The sequence below is a fragment of the Microbacterium sp. 10M-3C3 genome (genome assembly GCF_003931875.1).
Taxonomy (GTDB): domain Bacteria; phylum Actinomycetota; class Actinomycetes; order Actinomycetales; family Microbacteriaceae; genus Microbacterium.
This window is the reverse complement of sequence record NZ_CP034245.1, coordinates 721147-741147: the sequence shown is the minus strand read 5'-3', so window position 1 is coordinate 741147 and position 20001 is coordinate 721147. Positions and strand designations below refer to the sequence as shown.

Below are 20001 nucleotides of genomic sequence, written 5' to 3'. Positions count from 1 at the left end.
TGTCCCGACCGTCAGCCGACTGCCGTGAAGATGTCGATGGTGCCCGACTTCAGCGTGACGATGGCGCGCTTGGTGTCCTTGCGCTTGCCCATGCCGAAGCGGGTGCGACGGGCCTTGCCCGGGCGGTTCAGCGTGTTGACCGCGGCGACCTTGACGCCGAAGATCTTCTCGATCGCGAGCTTGATCTCGGTCTTGGAGGCGCGGTTGTCCACGTAGAACGTGTACTTGCCCTCGTCGATGAGCCCGTAGCTTTTCTCCGAGACGACCGGCTTCAGGATGATGTCGCGCGGGTCCTTGTTCACGGCGGTCATGCCGAGACCTCCTCGGTGGCGTCGGCCTTCGACGCGACGAACGCGTCGTAGGCGGCCTTGGTGAAGACGATGTCGTCGGAGACGAGCACGTCGTAGGCGTTGAGCTGGTCGAAGCTGAGCACGTGCACGTACTCAAGGTTGCGGACGCTCTTGATGCTCAGCTCGTCGTCGCGCTCGATGACGACGAGGACGTTCTTCGTCGGCGCGAGGGCGGACAGCACGGCGGCGGCGGCCTTGGTGGACGGCGCGCCGTCGATGCCGAAGGACTCCACGACGTGCAGACGCTCGCCGCGGGCGCGGTCGCTCAGGGCGCCCAGCAGCGCGGCGGCGATCATCTTCTTGGGCGTGCGCTGGCCGTAGTCGCGCGGCTTCGGGCCGTGGACGATGCCACCGCCGGTCATGTGCGGCGCGCGGATCGAGCCCTGACGGGCGTTACCCGTGCCCTTCTGCTTGAAGGGCTTGCGGCCGGCACCGGAGACCTCGCCACGACGCTTGGTCGAGTGCGTGCCCTGGCGGGCGGCGGCGCGCTGGGCGACGACGACCTGGTGGATGAGCGGGATGTTCGTCTTGACGTCGAACAGCGACGCGGGAAGGTCGACCGAACCGGCCTTCTTCCCGTCCGCCTTGACGACGTCGAGCGCGAGAGTCGAGTCAGCCATGAGTTCAGGCACCCTTCACTGCGTTGCGGACGTAGACGATGCGGCCGCGCGCACCGGGGACGGCGCCCTTGACGAGCAGCAGACCCTTCTCGGCGTCGACGGCGTGCACCGTGAGGTTGAGGACGGTCACGCGCTCGCCACCCATACGGCCGGCCATGCGCATGCCCTTGAACACGCGGCTCGGCGTCGACGAGGCGCCGATCGAACCGGGCTTGCGGTGGTTGCGGTGCGCACCGTGCGAGGCGGAGACACCCTTGAAGTTGTGGCGCTTCATGACACCCGCGGTGCCCTTGCCCTTGCTCGTGCCGACGACGTCGACGAGCTGGCCGGCCTCGAACAGGCCGTCCACGGTGAGCTCCTGACCGAGTGAGTAGTCAGCGGCATCCGCGGTGCGGACCTCGGTGAGGTGACGGCGCGGGGTGACGCCGGCGGCCTCGAAGTGGGCCGTCAGCGGCTTGTTGACCTTGCGGGGGTCGATCTGGCCGTAGGCGATCTGGACGGCGTTGTAGCCGTCCTTCTCCGGCGTGCGGACCTGGGTCACCACGTTGGGGGCGACCTCGATCACGGTGACGGGCACGAGCTTGCCGTTCGCGTCCCAGACCTGGGTCATGCCGAGCTTCGTGCCCAGCAGGCCCTTCGAAACCTTGGAGTTGATGTCAGCCATGTCGGACCTCAGAGCTTGATCTCGATGTTGACGTCGGCCGGGAGGTCGAGACGCATCAGCGAGTCGACGGCCTTGGGCGTCGGGTCGATGATGTCGATGAGGCGCTTGTGGGTGCGCATCTCGAAGTGCTCGCGGCTGTCCTTGTACTTGTGGGGCGACCGGATGACGACGACGACGTTCTTCTCGGTCGGCAGCGGCACGGGGCCGACGACGGTGGCGCCGGCGCGGGTCACGGTGTCGACGATCTTGCGAGCCGACGAATCGAGCCCCGCGTGGTCGTACGACTTCAGGCGAATGCGGATCTTCTGTCCCGCCATTGTCTGCTCACTCTCTTTCTCGCGTCTTACCCGACCCCGGGCATCGGACGCACGGTGGCGCTTGCGCGCCTGGCACTTTCCGCTCTCGCGAGCGATGCTGCACCGCTGTTCAGCTGTCAAACCGGATGCAGGCATCCGGCCCAACCCTCCGCGCGCACGCGCGCGTCTCCGGATGGAGCTGAGGGTTTCGGTGTGATGTTCTGCTGCCCGCGGCCTAGGTTCTTCGCTCTCGCGGACCTATGCACTGCCCTGGCAGTGATCCCGGAGCACGCGCGAAGCGGCTCCCGGAATGTGGAACTGGAACAGTCTACGTGCACTCCGGGCGTGTCGCAAACCCGGGCGTGTCGCGCGTCCTGGTACCGCCGACGACCTCGCCATACCTCCGCCGAAAGTGCATCGTCGAGGCGAGAGTGCACCTCCGGCGATGCACTCTCGCCATCATGGTGCACTCTCGTGGTCAGGGCAGGAGGCCCTGCGCGCGCAGGAAGGCAGCGAACGTCGACATGCCCGCAAGCCGCTCGCTCCCCCACCGCACCGGTGTGAACCCGGTCGCGGCGATGACGTCCGTCTCGCGCGCCCGCTGCGCACGGAGCACCCCGCGCATGTCCTGACCACTGGTCAGGAGCGGGTCGAGGTACTTCGCATCGCCGTCGAACTCGCCGAAGCGGCGCAGCCGTGGCCAGGCGAAGTCGAGGAATGCGCGTCGGCCGCTCGGGAGGCCGACCTCGTACTGCAGTTCCGGATCCTCAGCGCCGAGGATCCGCATCCACAGCCGCGAGACGCTCTCCCCTGGACGGTCCGCGCGCCCGTCGCCGATCGGCGCGAGGAAGCGGGCTTGACGGATGCCGCGGGCTCCCGGCATCCGCGACCATCGGACGATCAGCCGACCGCGCAGCTCCTCCGCCGCATCGCGGTCGTACTCGTCGTGGCCGCGCCACGCGACCTGGCGCAGAGCCGCGTCGAGGACGGAGATCGCCGCTTCCTTCCGCGCGGTGCGTACGACGTCGGCGACCGTGCGCTCGAGCGAGGTCACGAGGACGCCGCGCCGCACGGTCACGTCCTCGGGTGCGAGCGGACCGCTGTGGCGGAAGACACCCGGGCGGCTGCGCGCGGGCCGCTCGTCGGGGTCGAGCACGTGCACGCGGGAGTCCTCTGCGCCCCACAGCGGCAAGCCGTGCAGCGCTGCCGCGGTCTCGAACGCGAAGACCGGACGGTCCTGGCACATGTGCGCGTGGGCGCGGGCGCGCAGCCGCATCCGCTCCTCCGGGCGCGCCGCGACCCACGGCGCGCGCTCCGTCCACACCCCGCGGCACACCGCGACGAGCCGGCGCTCGCGGATCGCCGCTCGGAAGGCCGCGTCGCGGCCGCTGCGGAGGTGATCACGGGCCAGCAGAAGGCGCGGCGCATCCATGCCCGCGAGCCTTCTCCCCTGCCCGGCGACGGAAGACACGAAGGACGCGGCCCGTGCACACCGTCCTCACGCGTGCGCCTGGGGAGGACCGCTCGCCAACCTCGCCGAGAGTGCACCGTTCACGCGAAGGTGCACCGTCGGGCGAGCGGTCTCGCCGCGACGATGCACTTTCGAGAGATCGGGCTACTGGTTGCCGACGTGCTTGTCGACGTTCTCGCGCACCTGGTCGACCTTCGCGCGCTGCCCCTCGGGCACGACCTTCTTGATCGCGTCCGCGGCGCCGTCGAGGATCCTGTCGCTCACCTCTTCGGCCTTCTCGCTCTTGAGGGCATCCTCGATCTTGTCGCGGTTCTGCTCGAACAGCTGCTTGCCCTTGTTGACGATGTCGTCCACGCCCATGTCGTCCTCCTCGGTGGGTGTCGCCGCCATTGTGCCGGGCGGAACCTGGACGGAGAAGGGGTTGCGCGCAGCACGAAGGCCCCCCACCCGTGGGTGGAGGGCCTTCGGTGAGGTGCTTACGCCTGCTCGGCCTGGCGGCGGCGGATGACCGCCACCGAGGTGACCGCGATGCCGGCGGCCAGCAGCGCGCCGCCGCCGATCCACACACCGGTCATCGACGCGGCGTCGATACCCGTGGCGGGGAGGCCGCTGCCGCCCGAGCCGGCGACCGTGAAGGTCGTCGAGGCCGGGTCGGTGGACGCGCTGTCCGCGGTCAGGGTGTAGGTGCCCGAGGCGTTGGCCGGGAGCGTCACGGTGACCGACGCCGTGCCCTGGGCCGAAGCCGTCTTGGTGATGGACTTGCTGTTGACGGCGGCCTTGACGACCGCGAGGGTCGCGCCGGCGGCGTTCTCACCCGTGAGCGTGAAGGTGACCTGCTCGTTGGGGTCGAAGCCGCCGAACGTGAAGGTCGCGGTGCCGCCGGCGGTGACGGTCGCAGGTCCCGAGACGACGCTGGCCGGCGGGTACCCGTCGGCGAAGGCCGCGATGGGAGCGGCGGTGAAAGCCGCGGCGGCGATGACGACCGCCGCAAGCTTGGTGCGAAGGTTCTTCATTCGGTACTCCGATGCTGGGAAGTTCGTACGGTGGGGACGAAACGAAGCAGCATGGATGTATCCGCGGTCGAGACGGATGTGGAAAGTGGCACCTCTCCCACTGCTTCTCGACCCAGGCTAGCGGTGTTCTCAGCGAAATCACAACTCAGGGCCAGCGCGAGCACCAAACCTTCATCGGGACGTAACAAACGACGACGGGGCCGGGCCCGAAGGCCCGACCCCGTCGCGGGAAGTCCGAGGACTTACTTGATGATCTTCGTCACCGTGCCGGCGCCGACGGTGCGGCCGCCCTCGCGGATCGCGAAGCCGAGGCCCTCCTCCATGGCGATGGGCTGGATGAGGTCGACCTTCATGTCCGTGGTGTCACCGGGCATGACCATCTCGGTGCCCTCGGGCAGCGTGATGACGCCGGTCACGTCCGTGGTACGGAAGTAGAACTGCGGACGGTAGTTCGTGTAGAAGGGGTTGTGACGGCCACCCTCCTCCTTGGAGAGGATGTACGCCGTGCCCTCGAACTCGGTGTGCGGGGTGACCGAACCGGGCTTCACGACGACCTGGCCGCGCTCGACGTCGTCACGCTTGGTGCCGCGCAGGAGCAGACCACAGTTCTCGCCGGCCCAGGCCTCGTCGAGCTGCTTGTGGAACATCTCGATACCCGTGACCGTGGTCTTCTGCGTCGGGCGCAGACCCACGATCTCGACCTCGGAGTTGATCGCGAGCGTGCCGCGCTCGGCGCGACCCGTGACGACCGTGCCACGGCCGGTGATGGTGAAGACGTCCTCGATGGGCATGAGGAAGGGCTTGTCCTTGTCACGCACCGGGTCGGGGATGGACTCGTCGACGGCCTCCATGAGGTCGAGGATGGACTGCGTCCACTTCTCGTCGCCCTCGAGCGCCTTCAGGCCCGAGACGCGCACGACCGGCGCGTTGTCGCCGTCGAAGTCCTGCGACGACAGCAGCTCGCGGACCTCGAGCTCGACGAGCTCCAGGATCTCCTCGTCGTCGACCATGTCGGCCTTGTTCAGCGCGACGAGCAGGTAGGGCACGCCGACCTGCTTGGCGAGCAGCACGTGCTCGCGCGTCTGCGCCATCGGGCCGTCGGTGGCCGCGACCACGAGGATCGCGCCGTCCATCTGGGCGGCACCCGTGATCATGTTCTTGATGTAGTCGGCGTGACCGGGGGCGTCGACGTGGGCGTAGTGACGCTTGGGGGTCTCGTACTCGACGTGCGAGATGTTGATCGTGATGCCGCGCTGGCGCTCCTCGGGAGCGGAGTCGATCGACGCGAAGTCGCGCTGCACGTTGGTGGCCGACGGGTACTTGTCGGCGAGCACCTTCGAGATCGCGGCGGTGAGCGTGGTCTTGCCGTGGTCGACGTGACCGATCGTTCCGATGTTCACGTGCGGCTTGGTCCGCTCGAACTTGGCCTTAGCCACTGGGTCCTCCTCAGGACGTCGTGTAGAGGTTCCGGGCGCTGGATTGCGACCGGTCGTCTACGGGGATGGTTCTCAGATTACTAGAGAGTCGGTATTGAGTTGGGGTGGATGCCGGGAGTCCGCCCGCGGGCGGAGCCCCGGCATCCAGGGCGGCGTTACTCGCCCTTGGTCTTCTGGACGATCTCGTCCGCGACGGCGCGCGGCACCTCGGCGTAGCTGTCGAACTCCATGGAGTAGACGGCACGGCCCGAGGTCTTCGAGCGCAGGTCGCCGATGTAGCCGAACATCTCCGACAGCGGGACGTTCGCGCGGACGACCTTCACGCCGGCCGCGTCCTCCATCGACTGGATCTGGCCGCGGCGGGAGTTCAGGTCGCCGATGACGTCGCCCATGTACTCCTCGGGCGTGCGCACCTCGACGGCCATGATCGGCTCGAGGATCACCGGGTTCGCCTTGCGCACGGCCTCCTTGAAGCCCATCGAGCCGGCGATCTTGAACGCCATCTCCGACGAGTCGACGTCGTGCGACGCGCCGTCCATGAGGATCGCCTTGACGCCGACCATCGGGTAGCCCGCGAGCACGCCGACGTTCATCGCGTCCTGGAAGCCCTGGTTGGTCGGCTCGATGTACTCGCGCGGGATGCGGCCACCGGTGACCTTGTTCTCGAACTCGTACGTCTTGTCGGCCGTGACCTCGAGCGGCTCGAGCGCGAACTGGATCTTCGCGAACTGACCCGACCCACCGGTCTGCTTCTTGTGCGTGTAGTCGTGACGCTCGACGGCCTTCTTGATCGTCTCGCGGTACGCCACCTGCGGCTTGCCGACGTTGGCCTCGACCTTGAACTCGCGCTTCATGCGGTCCACGAGGATGTCGAGGTGCAGCTCGCCCATGCCCTTGATGACCGTCTGGCCGGTCTCGGCGTTCTGCTCCACGCGGAACGTCGGGTCCTCCTCGGCGAGCTTCTGGATGGCGACACCCAGCTTCTCCTGGTCGGCCTTGGTCTTGGGCTCGATCGCGACCTCGATCACGGGCTCCGGGAAGGTCATCGACTCCAGCACGACCTGCGCGGCGGCGTCCGAGAGGGTGTCACCGGTGGTGGTGTCCTTCAAGCCGATGACCGCGTAGATGTGACCGGCGGTGACCGAGTCGACCGGGTTCTCCTTGTTGGCGTGCATCTGGAAGATCTTCCCGATGCGCTCCTTCTTGCCCTTGGTCGAGTTCACGACCTGGGCGCCGGAGTCCAGGTGACCGGAGTACACGCGGATGTAGGTGAGGCGACCGAAGAACGGGTGCGAGACGATCTTGAACGCCAGGGCCGCGAACGGCTCCTCCCGGTCGGGGTGGCGCTCGATGATGGTCTCTTCGTTCTTCGGGTCGTGCGCCTCGATCGCGGGCACGTCCAGCGGCGAGGGCAGGTAGTCCACGACCGCGTCGAGCATCGGCTGCACGCCGCGGTTCTTGAACGCCGAGCCGCACAGCACCGGGTAGACCTCGGAGTTGATCGTCATCTTGCGGATGGCGGCCTTGATCTCCTCGGGGGTGAGCTCCTCGCCGCCGAAGTACTTCTCCAGCAGCGCGTCGTCGGACTCGGCGACGGTCTCGAGGAGCTTCTCGCGGTACTCCGCCGCCTTGTCGGCGAGGTCGGCCGGGATCTCCTGGATCTCGTACTTGGCGCCCATCGTCACGTCGCCCTTGGCGTCGCCGGGCCACACCAGGGCGCGCATGTAGACGAGGTCGATGACGCCGACGAAGTCGTTCTCGGCGCCGATCGGGATCTGCAGGACGAGCGGCTTGGCCTTGAGGCGGTTCACGATCGTGTCGACGGTGAAGTAGAAGTCCGCGCCGAGCTTGTCCATCTTGTTGACGAAGCAGATGCGGGGGACGTTGTACTTGTCGGCCTGACGCCACACCGTCTCGGACTGGGGCTCGACGCCCTCCTTGCCGTCGAAGACGGCGACCGCGCCGTCGAGGACGCGCAGCGACCGCTCGACCTCGACCGTGAAGTCGACGTGGCCGGGCGTGTCGATGATGTTGATCTGGGTGCCTTCCCAGAAGCACGTCACAGCGGCCGACGTGATCGTGATGCCGCGCTCCTGCTCCTGCTCCATCCAGTCGGTGGTGGCAGCGCCGTCGTGCGTCTCGCCGATCTTGTGGTTGACGCCCGTGTAGAAGAGGATGCGCTCGGTCGTCGTCGTCTTGCCGGCATCGATGTGCGCCATGATGCCGATGTTGCGGACCTTGTTGAGGTCGGTGAGCACTTCTTGTGCCACGGGGTCTGTTCCTTACCTGTTGTGAGGTGGTGTGCTGCCTCGCGCGGGTCCGGAGCCGGCGGTCACCGGCCCCGGACCCGACGCGGGTTACCAGCGGTAGTGCGCGAAGGCGCGGTTCGACTCGGCCATCTTGTGGGTGTCCTCGCGGCGCTTGACCGCGGCACCCAGGCCGTTCGAGGCGTCCAGGATCTCGTTCTGGAGGCGCTCGGTCATGGTCTTCTCACGACGACCCTTCGCGTAGCTCACGAGCCAGCGCAGGGCGAGCGTGTTGGCGCGGTGGGGCTTGACCTCCACCGGCACCTGGTAGGTCGAACCGCCGACGCGGCGCGACTTGACCTCGAGCGTGGGCCGGACGTTGTCCAGCGCCTTCTTGAGGGTGGCGACGGCGTCCTGGCCGTTCTTCGCCTCGACACCGCGGAGGGCGTCGTAGACGATCGACTCGGCCAGCGACTTCTTACCGTCGATGAGGATCTTGTTGACGAGCTGCGTGACGACGGGAGCGCCGTACACCGGGTCGTTGACGACGGGACGCTTCGGGGCGGGACCCTTACGAGGCATGGTTCTCAGCCCTTCTTCGCGCCGTAGCGGCTGCGAGCCTGCTTACGGTTCTTCACGGCCTGGGTGTCCAGGGCGCCACGGACGATCTTGTAGCGGACGCCGGGAAGGTCCTTCACACGGCCGCCGCGCACCAGCACGAGCGAGTGCTCCTGCAGGTTGTGGCCCTCGCCCGGGATGTACGCGGTGACCTCGGTGCCGTTGCGGAGCTTGACACGGGCGACCTTGCGCATCGCCGAGTTGGGCTTCTTCGGGGTGGTCGTGTACACGCGGGTGCAGACACCGGCCTGCTGCGGGTTCGACTTGAGCGCCGGCGCCTTGGTCTTGGCGACCTTCGGCGAGCGCCCCTTGCGAACCAACTGCTGAATGGTTGGCACGTTCTCTCCTTGATAGTGCTGCACGGTGACAGCGTCGTGGTCTCCCCCGCCGCATCCGGATCTTGCGATTCATGACGTGGCGGGCTCACGCGGATCCACCGGCGCGACAGAATGTCTGACGCGGGATTCTGGTGGATATGCCGTGGGGGTGGCCTGTTCGCAGGCCGTGCCCTGAGATGGTGCGCACGTTACCCCGGACGGCACGCCCGAAGGCATGACGCACGGCGCGCGTGAACGCACACCCGCTCAATGATACGCGCCTTTTCGGGGTGCGGGCAAACGAGCGGATGCAGCGCGATCAGCTCGCGTCGCCCGCCCACACGGCGTGCGCCCCCTTGCGTCGAAGGCGCCGCGCGACGCCCGGCCGGATGACCCCCTCCGCGACGAAGACCCGCGACGGCGCTCCACGTCGTCTCGGGCTGCATCCTCGGGCGGCGTCACGCAGGGGTCGGGCGCCACCGCATGGTCGCCATCATCAGGTCGCCGAGACCTTCCAGCGTGTCGACCGCATCCGCGATCTGTGCGGAGTCGGCCACGAGGACCGTGTACTGGAAGTGCAGCGCCCGACGCGTGTCCGGCTCGTCGACCGGCACGAGGTAGTGGCTGGTACGGCCGACGAGCGTCGCGGCGTCATCGGCCACCTTCTCGGCGCGGCGCCACACCAGCATCGACGTCTCGGTGCCCTCGGGCCGCTCGACCTCGGCGCCCTTCGCCATGCGCGAGGCGGCCGCGTCCCAGTCGACACCGCTCGGCAGCACGAACGGGGCCACCAAGAGGCCCGCCGGCAGCATGACGCCGTCGACGGCCGGCGGCAGGTAGGCGTCGAACGCCCGCGAGTCGCGCAGCGCGGCCCGGAACCGCGAGAGCATGCCCCGCACCTGCAGGATCAGCTCGGGGCGACCTGCCGCGCGCATCGCCGCGAGGGACGGCGCCGCGGCGTCCTCGCTCGCGAGCTCGGCGGGCGCCACCTTCCGCCATCCCGGCGGGAGGAGGATGGAATAGAGGGTGGGCCGGACGGCTCCGGTCAGCTCTTCGCGCAGCGTGCTCACGGTCGCCGCTCCTTCCAGGGGCCGAGTGTCGGATCGGCGCCGACGGCACGCGCACGCCGCTCGTCGGCGAGACGCGTGCGCACGAGGTAGTCCAGGACGAGTGCGCGAACCGCGATCACGTCGTTGCGGTGCCGCTCGGCGACCGGCTCCTGCTGCGCCCACCACCGGTCGAGGGCGTCGAGCACGCTCGTGGTGTCGGCGGGGTCGGCGAGCCCCGACCCGATCGAGGGCGCGGTCGGAGCTGTCCCCGCGCGGCGGGCACGCACGTACAGCACGATGGCGCCGACGCCCGCGACGACGAATCCCGCCAGCCCGAGGACGACCGGCCACGGGTCGGTGTCGTCGACCTCGGACCAGCGGAAGGCGGGCACCGACGCGGCGAAGAGCAGGAGCAGGATGCCCACGACCAGGTGGATGCGGGCGGGTGCTGCCGCGCCCCACAGCGCGCCGCTGGCGCGCAGCGGCTCGAGCCACCACAGGATGCCCACCGAGATCAGGGCGATGACACCCGCGAACGGCATCCCGACCTGAAGCTCGAGCGCGGGGCCGCCGGTGCGCGGGCTGATGGCGACCAGCGCCACGGCGAGCGCCGCGAGCACGATCGCGGCGATGAGGAGCACGCGGTGCCAGGTCCTCGCGTCCCGCGAGGCCGCGGCGGTCGCGCCGCGCCGGGCGTTGCACTGCTCGACCGCCGCGCGCCGCGTGGCCTCGCGGTCGCGCTCGGCTCCGGGAACCGCGGCGAGGAACGCGACGCGGGATGCGTCGGCGAGGGCGCTCTCGCCGTCGCGGTAGTCGGCGGCGTCGACGAGTCGCTCGATGCGGGCGCGCGCGGCCGCGTCGACCGCGCTCATGAAGCGGTCGCCGACGCGAACTCGATGCCCGCGAAGAGTGCGTCCAGATCGTCCAGGCGTCCCTCGAGCGCGTTGACGTCGAAGTCCACGGAGAGCACGTACGTCACCCAGCCCGCAGTGACACCCAGGTACTCCGCCTTCGGGACGAGCATCGGCTCTCCGTCGGTGCCGGGCCGAGCGACGACCCCGAGCGAGAGGCGCCGCACCGCCGCACGCTGACCGGCCGCCTCGACGTCGGTCAGCGCCGGCGTCACCGCCGTCATCGCGAGTTCGGGCAGCAGGTCGGCGGGTGACGTGCCGTCGTCCTCACGGGCCTGGACGAAGATGTCGGCGAACCCGCTGGGCTCGGCGTCGTTCGGATAGTGCCAGAAGCGGAAGGAGACGTGTTCGGCGGGGAAGAGGGCGACCGAGAGCGCCTCCTCGCGGACGGCGTCGCGGACCGCCTCACCCCCCTCCCGATCCCGCAGCGCGGCATCGGCGACCCACGCAGCCCACTCACCGGCGTCCGCCCAGGGGCTGTCGACGTAGTCCAGCGGCACGTGGATCCAGCGGTCCGGGTCGTACGGCGTGGTGAACGGCACGGCAGGCACGGGTCAGGCCTTCCCCTTGATCGCGGTCATCGGAACGGGTTCGGCACGAAGTCCGGCATGTCCGGCAGAGGTACACCGAGGCCCTGCGCGGACTGGTAGACGCCGTAGCCGGCGTTCCAGACGTTGGTGCCCTGCAGGAGCGGTCCGGGGTTGGCGAGATCTCCCAGCCAGTTGCGACTGGCAGGACCGATCCGGCCGCCGGGCCAGGCGCTGGCCATGCGCTCCGCCAGCGTGGCCGCTTGTCCGTCGAGTCGCGTGCCGCCGTAGCGCAGCGCGTTCCACGTGCTGCGTCCCCAGTTGGACGTCACGGAGTTCAGGAAGTCGTCGGCGATGCCGGGAGCGCGCGCCTCACGGGCGGCGCGCCCGCCGTAGCGTCCGCCGGCCCCCGCGATGCTCCGGATGTCGGATGCCACGGCGTTGCGGCCGGCGGTGATCGTGGCCCGCGTCGCACCACCCATCCCGAGGGCCCCGCGGAAGGCGCCCGCGAAGCCCTGGCCCGCGCGCAGACCCTTGCCGAAGGCGCCGAGGAACGGCACGACGCCGATCGCGTCGAACAGGATGTCGGTCATGCTCACGCGTTTGGATCCGCACGCCATCATCGTGAGGTGCGCGATCAGGGCGATGGCGCTCAAGGCGGCCGCGACCGCGAGCAGAACGGCCGCGATCGGACCGGTGATCGCGAGGGCGGCGATGACGAGGATCGTGCCGAGGATCGTGGCCACGGTCGCGATGCCGTCGAGCAGGTCCTCCCACCACGAGTCGTTGATGCCGGACGCATCGAGCGCATGCTCGACGCCGGATACGGCGTCGTCGTACGCGCTCTCCCAGGCGCCGTACCCGCTCTCGAACGACACCCACAGGTCGTCGAGCGCGCTGGCCGCCGTGCCTTCGGCCGTCTCCGCGTCGCTGACGGCGCTGGCCGCCGCCGCCTTCTGCGCGTCGGTGGGGTCGTCCTCCCACGGCATCGTGTGATCGAGGTCGTCGGCCTTGTCGTGGGCGTCGTCGAGCTTCTCCTGCGCCTGCTGATGCGCCTGATGCGCTTGCTGAATCTTCGAGACGAGGGGGTCGACGGTCTGGCTGCGGGCCGTGCGGAGCGCAGCGGAGTACGTGACGAGCACGGGGCCGGTGCCCGAGTACCGCTTGGCGACCTTGTGCAGCTCACCGGCCAGCTCGCCGGCCGACTCGCGGATCGCGTCGAGACCCTTCGCGGTGTAGCGCTCCTCCGACGACAGCTTGTCGAGCTCGGTGGCCGTCCACTCGAGCTGCTCGCCGATCGTCTTGTAGCTGTTGCCCGCTGACTCGATGTCGTCGGGATCGCCGTCCAGTTCGGTCAGGACGTAGTGCTTGTTCGGGGAGCTCAGTCCCCCTCCGGTGTAGCTCATCCGTCGCTCGCCAATGCCTGATCCTGCTTCTGCAGGCCTTCGATGAACTCTTTCAGGTGATCGTGCACGTTCTCGAGGGAGTCGCGGATGGTCTCGCGGTTGCCGTTCCACCCCGACTCGAAGTCGCCCACCTTCGAGCGCAGGCGACCGTCGCCGGCCGGGCGGCCGACCGCGTCCTCGACCTTGTCGGTGTTGTCGCCGAGATCGTCGAACTCGGCCATGAACTTCGCCAGGTTGTCCCGCATCGTCCCGAGGTCCTCGAGATCGACGTCGATCCCCGCATCAGACACGCGCCACTCCTTTCGCCGGACGAGACCGTGGGCGCACCCTCCGGCGCGCCCACGGTCATCGGATGATCAGTTGCCGGCGAGTGCCTGGTCGGTGTCCTTGATCGCCTGCATCATCTTGCGCAGCGACTCGCCCATGTCCGAGATGCCCTCGATGGCCTTCTCCAGACCCGTGGTCAGCTCCGTGTACCCCTCGCCGAACTTGCCCGACGCGTGCTGCGTCTTAAAGTCGTCGCCGAGGAGGCGGTCCACGTCGTCCTTCAGGCGACGCAGCACGTCGCCGATCTCCTCACGACCCGAGTCGAGCTTTCCCGCCATCGACTCCATCTCGCCGTACGAGGCCTTGAAATCCGACACAGCACATCCTTCCGTCTCAGGGGATACCGGAGAGTTCTCCCCCGGCCGCCACCGATCCTAATCAAGACCGGCGGTCCGAATCAGGGCTTGCGCGCACACCTGGGGATAGTGCGGGACGTCCCGTGCACCGGCCGGCCGCACCAGCCGACATGGGGATAGTGCGGTCACTCACCGACGAGCGGCAGCTGCACGAGCACCGATCGGCCGTTCTCGACGAACAGGCCGCGACCGGGCGGGAACTCATGACGCTGGACCTTCGGGAACGGCACCTTGAACAGCGCGTCGCCGTCATAGGTCTCGGGACGCAGGGCGATGCCGTGCCGCGACGCCTTCAGTTCGCCCACGAGGCCGTAGCTGCTCGTGAACTGCGACACGTCGCCGTCGCCGACGAGAAAGTGGTCGCTGCGGTTGACGGCCTGGAAGAGCTCCTTCAGCGGACGCTCGGCGTCGGTGTCGGCGTACTCGGTGAGGTTCTCCACGACGATCATCAGCCGCGTCGTGAGGGTCTCGTCGGCGACGATGTCCTTGAGCTCCTTCGCGAGGGCGCGCACGTCCTCGGGGGACGAGGCGGTGCGCTGCCATGGCCGGAAGCCGCGCAGGACGGCACGGCGTCCGCCGATGTGCAGCATCCGGACCGCAGGGTCGAAGCGCTCCATCGCCGTGATCAGCCCCCGCATGGCCGTCGTCTTGCCGCTCTGCGGCGGACCGGCGATGACGAACGTGCCGATCGGCTCGAAGCCCCGCGGGCCCAGGGTGTCGTCCGCGATGCCCAGCACAGGCATGTCGTCGACGCGGTCGGGCAGGCGCACGGGATCGAGATCGGTCGGCAGCGATCCGATGTTCTCGGCCTCGGGCGCGCCCGCGGCACGCAGACGCTCGGCGAACTCCTGCGCCGCGGCGTTCTGCTCGGCCACGTTGGTCGTGCCGCCGACGACGCCGATCTGCGTCTCCAGCCCGTCGACGATGGCCCGGCCCGGCACGCTGCGCTCGTTCAGGACGTCCTTCGGCACGCCGAGGATCGAGTACGACCCCTCGTCGGCCATCCGCAGCACGATGCGCTTGCTCACGTTCGCGCTGACGGCGGTGGGGACGGAGCCGTAGCGGTCCGCCGTCGCGACGATGTGCACGCCGAGCGGGCGGCCCTCGCCGAGGATCCGCATGAACACGGCGTAGTAGGGCGCGCGCGCCGAGACCGTCTCCCAGTCCTGCTTGAACACGCCGAAGCCGTCGACGAGGAGCACGATGCGCGGTTCGTCGGGGCGTCCGGCGAGCTCCCGGTACTCCGACAGCGTGGAGGCGTTGACCTCGGAGAATCGGCGACTCCGGTCGTCGAGCACCCCGCGGAGGGTGCGCAGCAGGCGCTGGACGCGCTCGGCGTCGTCGCCGGAGACGACCGAGCCGACGTGCGGCATCGTCTCGAGGGAGCGCAGCGCGCCGGTGCCGAAGTCGAGCCCGTAGACCGCCACGCGGCCGAGGTCGGGCCGTGCACCGGCGGCGATGCCGATGCTGCGCAGCGCGACGCTCTTGCCCGACCCGCTCGTGCCGTAGACGAGCATGTGACCGTCGGTGTCGGGTTCGAAGTACACCGCCTCCTGCCGCTGGCGCTGCGGGATGTCGGCGAGGCCGAGCGGGATGCGGGCGTCGCCTTCCAGCGGGAGGTCGCGCAGGTCGATCGTCGTGGCCAGGTCGTCGAGCCACGGGCGGCGCGGCGCGGGGATGCCTGCTTCGGATGCGGCGGCCACGGCGGTGGCGACGAGCCGCTTCTGGTCGTTCGGGCCGAGGTCCGCGTCGTGCGTGTCCGAGGCGGCCTCGCGGTCGTCGTCGTTCTCCCACACCGTGATGGAGCCGAAACGCAGCTCGGCGACCCGGATCTGGGCGCGGTCGGGCTCGTCGGTGGTCCATCCGCCGGCGTACGCGGCCTGGAACGGGACGAGACGACCGGGCCCTGTCTTGGCGACGCCGCGCCCGGGGATCGACGGGTCGAAGCCCGCGGCGACGTCGTCGCCGAGCACGTCGGTGGAGTCCGCCGCATCCGCCATGCGCAGCGCGACGCGCAGGTTCGTGTTGGCGCGCAGGTTGTCTTTGATGACGCCCGCGGGCCGCTGCGTGGCCATGATGAGGTGGATGCCGAGCGAGCGGCCGCGCTGGGCGATGTCGACGACACCGTCGACGAACTCGGGCACCTCGGTCGCGAGGGCCGCGAACTCGTCGATCACGAGCACGAGCGCGGGCGGCGTCTCGGGGTCCTGGCGCTTCTCCAGCTCGAGCAGGTCCTTGGCCTTCTTGCGGTTGAACAGGTGCTCGCGGTGATGCAGCTCCGCGCGCAGGCTCGTGAGCGCCCGGCGCACCAGGTGCGGGCTGAGGTCGGTCACGAGGCCGACGCAGTGGGGCAGGTCGACGCAGTCGGCGAAGGCCGAGCCGCCCTTGTAGTCGACGAAGAGGAACGTGACGCGGTCGGGACTGTACTCCGCGGCCATCCCGAGCACCCACGTCTGCAGGAACTCGCTCTTGCCCGAGCCGGTCGTGCCGCCCACGAGCGCGTGGGGGCCCTGTGTGCGCAGGTCGAGCGACATCGCGTCGGGGCTCCCCTGCCCGATGAACGCCTTGAGGGTGCCCGCGCGCTTGAGCCGGGGGCGGGGACCGCGCGAGCGGTCGATGATCGAGTTGTTCTGCCGCCACCGCTCGATGACGGCGCCGGTGTCCTCCGCGCGCTCGGTGCCGATGAGCCGCAGGAGCGACACGCTGGAGGGGAGGTCGGACGAGTCGGGCGCGACCGAGCTGGAATCCACGACCGGCGCCATGCGCTTGGCGAAGTGCTCCGCGTACTCGCGTGAGACCCCTTCGATCCGCACGTTCTCGGCCCGCTCGCCCGCGCGCACCCAGCCGACGACCGCGTCGTCGAGCCCGCCGGTCACGTCGACGAACGTACGGCACGCCGCCGGGAGGGACTCGACGGTGGGCGCGACGAAGATCGTGTACACGCCGGCGTCCGGGCCGCGTTCGATCAGCTGCGTGAGCCGCGCGCGGTCGACGGGCGCGTCGTTGGTCACGAACAGCACGAGGGAGACGTCGCCGGTGTCCTTCGCGCGCTCCACGGGGCGGTCGCCCACCGACTTACCGAGCTCCATCGACGTGTCCTGCGGTGCGAGCGGCCCCTTCGGCGTCGGCGTGCCCGACAGGCGCTCGAGCACGGCGCCCTCGAGCGCGTTGAGGAGCACGGTGCCCGCGGACGGGCTGTCGGCGAGCGCGATCTCGGCGAACGGCGACTGCGGGCTCGTCGTGTGCGGCAGCCACTTCATCCACTCGACGTCGTCGGTCCACGCCGGGTCGACGATCGCCGCGGTGATGACCTCGTTCGGCGCGTGCAGGCCGAACAGCTGCACGCCCAGCCCGCGCAGCACGTCGGCGACCTCCGCCTTGCCGCCCGCGACGCCGATGGCGCCCGCCGAGGGCAGCAGCTCGACCAGCGGTACGTCGGCGATGTTCGCGAAGCGCGTCCGCAGCGCGTTCACCCGGTCGGCGTACTCGGCGATGCCGCGCTGGTCGGTCGCCTCCTGCACGGTGTTGCGACTGCGCGCGGTGCCGGTGCCCAGCCGCAGCGACAGGAAGTTCCAGTGCTCGGGGCGCCGCGTCCACATGAGCGGGCCGAGCCGCATCGCCTCGTCGTAGATCGTGGCGGTGGGCGGCGCCTCCTGGCGTCGGCGCTCGCGCTCGATCGTCGCCTCCTCGAGGAGCGCCTCCTCGAGCTCGTCGAGCTGCCGCTCGAACGTGTCGATCTCCAGTCGCAGCTTCTTGCCCTGCTGCGTGCGCTGGCCGATGAAGTTGCCGAGCATCATCATCGGGGCCATGAAGACGATCAGCAGCGAGGTCGGTCGCTGTATCACCGCGAAGAGCGCGAGGCCGAGCAGGATCGGCGCGACGACCATCGGCCACGGGAACAGCCGCGGATCGGCCTCGGTCGGGATGACCGGATGCCGGTGCTCGTGACCGGCATAGCGCTTCTCGACGCGCGGCGAGCGGTTGAACAGCAGGCTGCCGCCACGTTCGAACACCCGCTCGGCGACGCCGTCGTCCTCACGCGGCGTCAGGACGAACGTGACGTCGGTGCCGCCGATCGTGACGACCTGACCCGGGCGCGTGCGCACGCGCGGCACGACGCCGCCGTCGACGACGAGCCCGTTGGCGGAGTTGAGGTCGATGAGCTCGATCGTCTGGTCGATCTCGACGCGGGCGTGGCGCTTGGACACCATCGCGTCGCGCAGCACGACCTGCGCGGGCTCCGCGCGGCCGATGATGGACGTGCCGTAGGGCAGCGGCACGACCCGGCCCGCCTCGGGGCCGTTGAGGATGTGCATGACGGCCGCCGTGCCGCCACTGGCCGCGTACGCCTCCGCCGTGGCGGCGACGACCGTGGCGTCGAAGCCCGAGCCCACGGGGGCGTCGGCGACGAGCGAGGTGGGGTCCAGCTGCACGGGATCGTCGCCGGCCGGGGCGACCAGGAGCGTCGGGGTGACGCTGGGCGAGACGCGGGACGAGTCGACGAGCGCACGGGCGACGTCCTCGACCGTGGCCGTGGCGTCGGCGGTGACGATGACGTCGACCTCGGGCGCGGCTTCGCGGCGCAGCGCGAGCTTGAGCTTCATGCCGTGGGGCTCCCCTGTCGGACCTGGAACATGCGGCCGCCCGCGCGCACGACGCTGCCGGGCTCCAGACCCACCTGCGCGCCGGGGACCAGCGTGGTCTCGGTGCCGTCGGCCGCGATCACGACGGTGCCGTTGCTCGATCCCTGATCGGCGATCCACACACCGCGCGGGTCGGCGCCGAAGGCCAGATGCGTCTTGGACAGCAGCTTCTGCGGGTCCTCCAGCGTGAGCAGCACGTCGGCGGTCCGGCCCACGGGGGGCTCGGGCGCGCGACCGAGCAGGCCGAACTCGGGAACGGCTACAGTCGAGCCGTCCTCGAAGACGAGGTGGTGCGTGTGGCGCGGGACATCCGCGATGAGTCCGTCGGGCGCCGGCGGCGGCGGCTCGCTCCATGGACCGCCCGCGAGGCCCACGACCGCGGCGCGCGAACGCCGTTCCGCGGCGGCAGGTCGGTCGGTCTCCAGGGCGGCGCCTGATGCGAGGGACGGCAGCGCCTCGGCGACTTCGCGCAGGGGCAGCTCGAGCTCGCGGACGGCGCGACGCAGCGCACGCTGGTCGAACGGGTCGAGTCCGGCGCGCGCGTCGATCAGCCAGCATCCGCCGATCCGGTCCAGGATGCTGCGTCCCCGGCCTTCGCGGTCCCACAGGCCCGAGGACAGGAGGATGACGGGGCCGATCATGGGGACGAGGGAGCTCGCCGCGAGGACGAGGGCGCGCAGCACGACACGCCAGAACCCGGGACGGCCGAGGTCGCGCACCGAGACCGAGCGCAGGCGCATCGACGCCTTGCCGACGGTGACGCCCCGCCGGCCGTGCAGCACGAGCTGCAGCAGGGCGAACACGCTGGGCGCCGCGGCCCCGACGGCGAGGAGGGTCACCGGGCCCCACGAGACGTCGCCGCCGGTCAGCAGCATCGCGCCGAGGACCGCGGGGGCGGCCAGCAGCAGCCACACGAGCGCGTCGATGACGAAGGCCCACACCCGCACGCCGGGCCGGGCGGACACGACCCCCAGTCGTGCGGCGAACGCGGGGTCGCCGAGGTCGTCGTCGGGACGCACGGGCGCCTCGGCGGCTGCGGTCATCGATCCCCCTCGAGAGCTTCCGACATGACCGTAGCAAAGGCCCGGGGGCTGACCGCGTGCTTGACGACGCGCCCTCGCGGGCCCTATGCGCGCGGCGTCACGGCAAGAGCGCGAGCACGAGCGCTCCGACGATTCCGCCGGCGACGATCACCGCGATGCCCGCGACCAGGAGCACGACGGGGAGTCGGCGCGATGCGCGCGCGGGCGCGGGAGGCGGGTCCTCCGGAGCGAGAGCCCGCGGCGGCTCCGGCGCCCGACGCTCGACGACGACGGGCTCGGCCGCGCGGGGGCGGTACACCTCGCGCGCCGCGGGGTCCGGCACGTACGCGTCGGGCTCGGCGGCGCGAGCGGTCGCGGGGCGTGCGGCGCGGCGCGTCGTCGGCGGGGAGGTCGTGGCGCGCAGCTGGGTGCGCCGGAGCACGGTCTCCTCGACGGGCCCCTCGGATGCGGCGGCCTCGTCGGATACGGCGGCATCCGGAGCGGGGTCGTCGGGGGGCGGGGCGACGGGCTCGGTCTTCGGCCGCGGATCCTCCGCAGACTCGGACCCCGAGCCACTCCGTCGGCGGCGCACGAGGCGCGTCCCCTCGTCGGGCGTCGCCGGATCGGCGGGCACGATCGCCGGGGCCGGGGCGTCGGCCGCCGGCCAGGGCCGGAGCCGACCGGCCCACAGGGTGACGTCGTCGGCGTCGTCGCCGGCACTCACGGCCG

Annotated in this window: 20 protein-coding genes; all 20 read right to left on the bottom strand. The window is 70.2% G+C overall.

Features of this window, described 5'->3' with window-relative positions:
- Window positions 1–11: 11 nt before the first annotated feature.
- On the bottom strand, window positions 12–311 hold the full coding sequence (rplW, locus tag EI169_RS03450; RefSeq protein ID WP_125131036.1) for a 50S ribosomal protein L23: 300 nt from the start codon (window positions 309–311) through the stop codon (window positions 12–14).
- Window positions 308–970 (bottom strand): 50S ribosomal protein L4, encoded by a 663-nt coding sequence (gene rplD, locus EI169_RS03445; protein ID WP_125131034.1) that lies wholly within the window; start codon window positions 968–970, stop codon window positions 308–310. Before rplD ends, rplW begins: the two co-directional genes overlap by 4 nt.
- 4 nt (window positions 971–974) lie before the next feature.
- Complete coding sequence (rplC, locus tag EI169_RS03440; protein WP_125131032.1) at window positions 975–1634, bottom strand: 50S ribosomal protein L3; 660 nt, start codon at window positions 1632–1634, stop codon at window positions 975–977.
- Between the two features lie 8 nt (window positions 1635–1642).
- Window positions 1643–1951, bottom strand: a complete 309-nt coding sequence (gene rpsJ, locus EI169_RS03435; protein WP_045246810.1) for a 30S ribosomal protein S10 — start codon at window positions 1949–1951, stop codon at window positions 1643–1645.
- Window positions 1952–2408: 457 nt separating this feature from the next.
- Window positions 2409–3362, bottom strand: coding sequence for a hypothetical protein (locus EI169_RS03430; protein ID WP_125131030.1), 954 nt, complete (start codon window positions 3360–3362; stop codon window positions 2409–2411).
- A gap of 183 nt (window positions 3363–3545) precedes the next feature.
- A complete protein-coding gene (locus EI169_RS03425; protein ID WP_125131029.1) occupies window positions 3546–3761 on the bottom strand; it encodes an Rv0909 family putative TA system antitoxin in 216 nt (71 codons plus the stop codon).
- 116 nt (window positions 3762–3877) lie between these two features.
- Entirely contained in the window at window positions 3878–4414 is a 537-nt protein-coding gene (locus EI169_RS03420) for a hypothetical protein (protein ID WP_125131027.1), read from the bottom strand.
- A gap of 242 nt (window positions 4415–4656) precedes the next feature.
- Window positions 4657–5850, bottom strand: a complete 1194-nt coding sequence (gene tuf, locus EI169_RS03415; protein ID WP_125131025.1) for an elongation factor Tu — start codon at window positions 5848–5850, stop codon at window positions 4657–4659.
- 155 nt (window positions 5851–6005) lie between these two features.
- Entirely contained in the window at window positions 6006–8120 is a 2115-nt protein-coding gene (gene fusA, locus EI169_RS03410) for an elongation factor G (protein ID WP_125131023.1), read from the bottom strand.
- Window positions 8121–8207: 87 nt separating this feature from the next.
- The gene (gene rpsG / locus EI169_RS03405; protein ID WP_125131021.1) at window positions 8208–8678 is read right to left on the bottom strand and encodes a 30S ribosomal protein S7; all 471 of its coding nucleotides are present in this window, start codon (window positions 8676–8678) and stop codon (window positions 8208–8210) included.
- 5 nt (window positions 8679–8683) lie between these two features.
- Window positions 8684–9052, bottom strand: a complete 369-nt coding sequence (gene rpsL / locus EI169_RS03400; RefSeq protein WP_091703622.1) for a 30S ribosomal protein S12 — start codon at window positions 9050–9052, stop codon at window positions 8684–8686.
- Between the two features lie 437 nt (window positions 9053–9489).
- Window positions 9490–10101: a hypothetical protein gene (locus EI169_RS03395; protein ID WP_125131019.1), complete on the bottom strand. Its 612-nt coding sequence runs from the start codon at window positions 10099–10101 to the stop codon at window positions 9490–9492.
- On the bottom strand, window positions 10098–10952 hold the full coding sequence (locus tag EI169_RS03390) for a hypothetical protein (RefSeq protein WP_125131017.1): 855 nt from the start codon (window positions 10950–10952) through the stop codon (window positions 10098–10100). Before EI169_RS03390 ends, EI169_RS03395 begins: the two co-directional genes overlap by 4 nt.
- Window positions 10949–11542 carry a hypothetical protein gene (locus tag EI169_RS03385; protein WP_125131015.1) on the bottom strand — a complete coding sequence of 198 codons (594 nt, stop codon included), beginning with the start codon at window positions 11540–11542 and terminating at the stop codon, window positions 10949–10951. Before EI169_RS03385 ends, EI169_RS03390 begins: the two co-directional genes overlap by 4 nt.
- 26 nt (window positions 11543–11568) lie before the next feature.
- Complete coding sequence (locus EI169_RS03380) at window positions 11569–12924, bottom strand: hypothetical protein (RefSeq protein ID WP_125131013.1); 1356 nt, start codon at window positions 12922–12924, stop codon at window positions 11569–11571.
- Window positions 12921–13214 (bottom strand): hypothetical protein, encoded by a 294-nt coding sequence (locus tag EI169_RS03375; RefSeq protein ID WP_125131011.1) that lies wholly within the window; start codon window positions 13212–13214, stop codon window positions 12921–12923. The genes EI169_RS03380 and EI169_RS03375 overlap by 4 nt, the downstream gene beginning before the upstream one ends.
- 66 nt (window positions 13215–13280) lie before the next feature.
- Window positions 13281–13568: a WXG100 family type VII secretion target gene (locus EI169_RS03370; protein ID WP_125131009.1), complete on the bottom strand. Its 288-nt coding sequence runs from the start codon at window positions 13566–13568 to the stop codon at window positions 13281–13283.
- Between the two features lie 164 nt (window positions 13569–13732).
- A complete protein-coding gene (locus EI169_RS03365; protein ID WP_125131007.1) occupies window positions 13733–18211 on the bottom strand; it encodes an FtsK/SpoIIIE domain-containing protein in 4479 nt (1492 codons plus the stop codon).
- Entirely contained in the window at window positions 18208–19293 is a 1086-nt protein-coding gene (locus EI169_RS03360; RefSeq protein WP_125131005.1) for an RDD family protein, read from the bottom strand. The genes EI169_RS03365 and EI169_RS03360 overlap by 4 nt, the downstream gene beginning before the upstream one ends.
- 97 nt (window positions 19294–19390) lie before the next feature.
- Entirely contained in the window at window positions 19391–19996 is a 606-nt protein-coding gene (locus tag EI169_RS03355; protein WP_125131003.1) for a hypothetical protein, read from the bottom strand.
- Window positions 19997–20001 lie beyond the last annotated feature (5 nt).

What these genes read in the sequence shown, in the direction of transcription:
- rplW (WP_125131036.1), bottom strand. Translation starts at nt 311, where the DNA reads ATGACCGCCGTGAACAAGGACCCGCGCGACATCATCCTGAAGCCGGTC.
- rplD (WP_125131034.1), bottom strand. Translation starts at nt 970, where the DNA reads ATGGCTGACTCGACTCTCGCGCTCGACGTCGTCAAGGCGGACGGGAAG.
- rplC (WP_125131032.1), bottom strand. Translation starts at nt 1,634, where the DNA reads ATGGCTGACATCAACTCCAAGGTTTCGAAGGGCCTGCTGGGCACGAAG.
- rpsJ (WP_045246810.1), bottom strand. Translation starts at nt 1,951, where the DNA reads ATGGCGGGACAGAAGATCCGCATTCGCCTGAAGTCGTACGACCACGCG.
- EI169_RS03430 (WP_125131030.1), bottom strand. Translation starts at nt 3,362, where the DNA reads ATGGATGCGCCGCGCCTTCTGCTGGCCCGTGATCACCTCCGCAGCGGC.
- EI169_RS03425 (WP_125131029.1), bottom strand. Translation starts at nt 3,761, where the DNA reads ATGGGCGTGGACGACATCGTCAACAAGGGCAAGCAGCTGTTCGAGCAG.
- EI169_RS03420 (WP_125131027.1), bottom strand. Translation starts at nt 4,414, where the DNA reads ATGAAGAACCTTCGCACCAAGCTTGCGGCGGTCGTCATCGCCGCCGCG.
- rpsG (WP_125131021.1), bottom strand. Translation starts at nt 8,678, where the DNA reads ATGCCTCGTAAGGGTCCCGCCCCGAAGCGTCCCGTCGTCAACGACCCG.
- EI169_RS03390 (WP_125131017.1), bottom strand. Translation starts at nt 10,952, where the DNA reads ATGAGCGCGGTCGACGCGGCCGCGCGCGCCCGCATCGAGCGACTCGTC.
- EI169_RS03380 (WP_125131013.1), bottom strand. Translation starts at nt 12,924, where the DNA reads ATGAGCTACACCGGAGGGGGACTGAGCTCCCCGAACAAGCACTACGTC.
- EI169_RS03365 (WP_125131007.1), bottom strand. Translation starts at nt 18,211, where the DNA reads ATGAAGCTCAAGCTCGCGCTGCGCCGCGAAGCCGCGCCCGAGGTCGAC.
- EI169_RS03360 (WP_125131005.1), bottom strand. Translation starts at nt 19,293, where the DNA reads ATGACCGCAGCCGCCGAGGCGCCCGTGCGTCCCGACGACGACCTCGGC.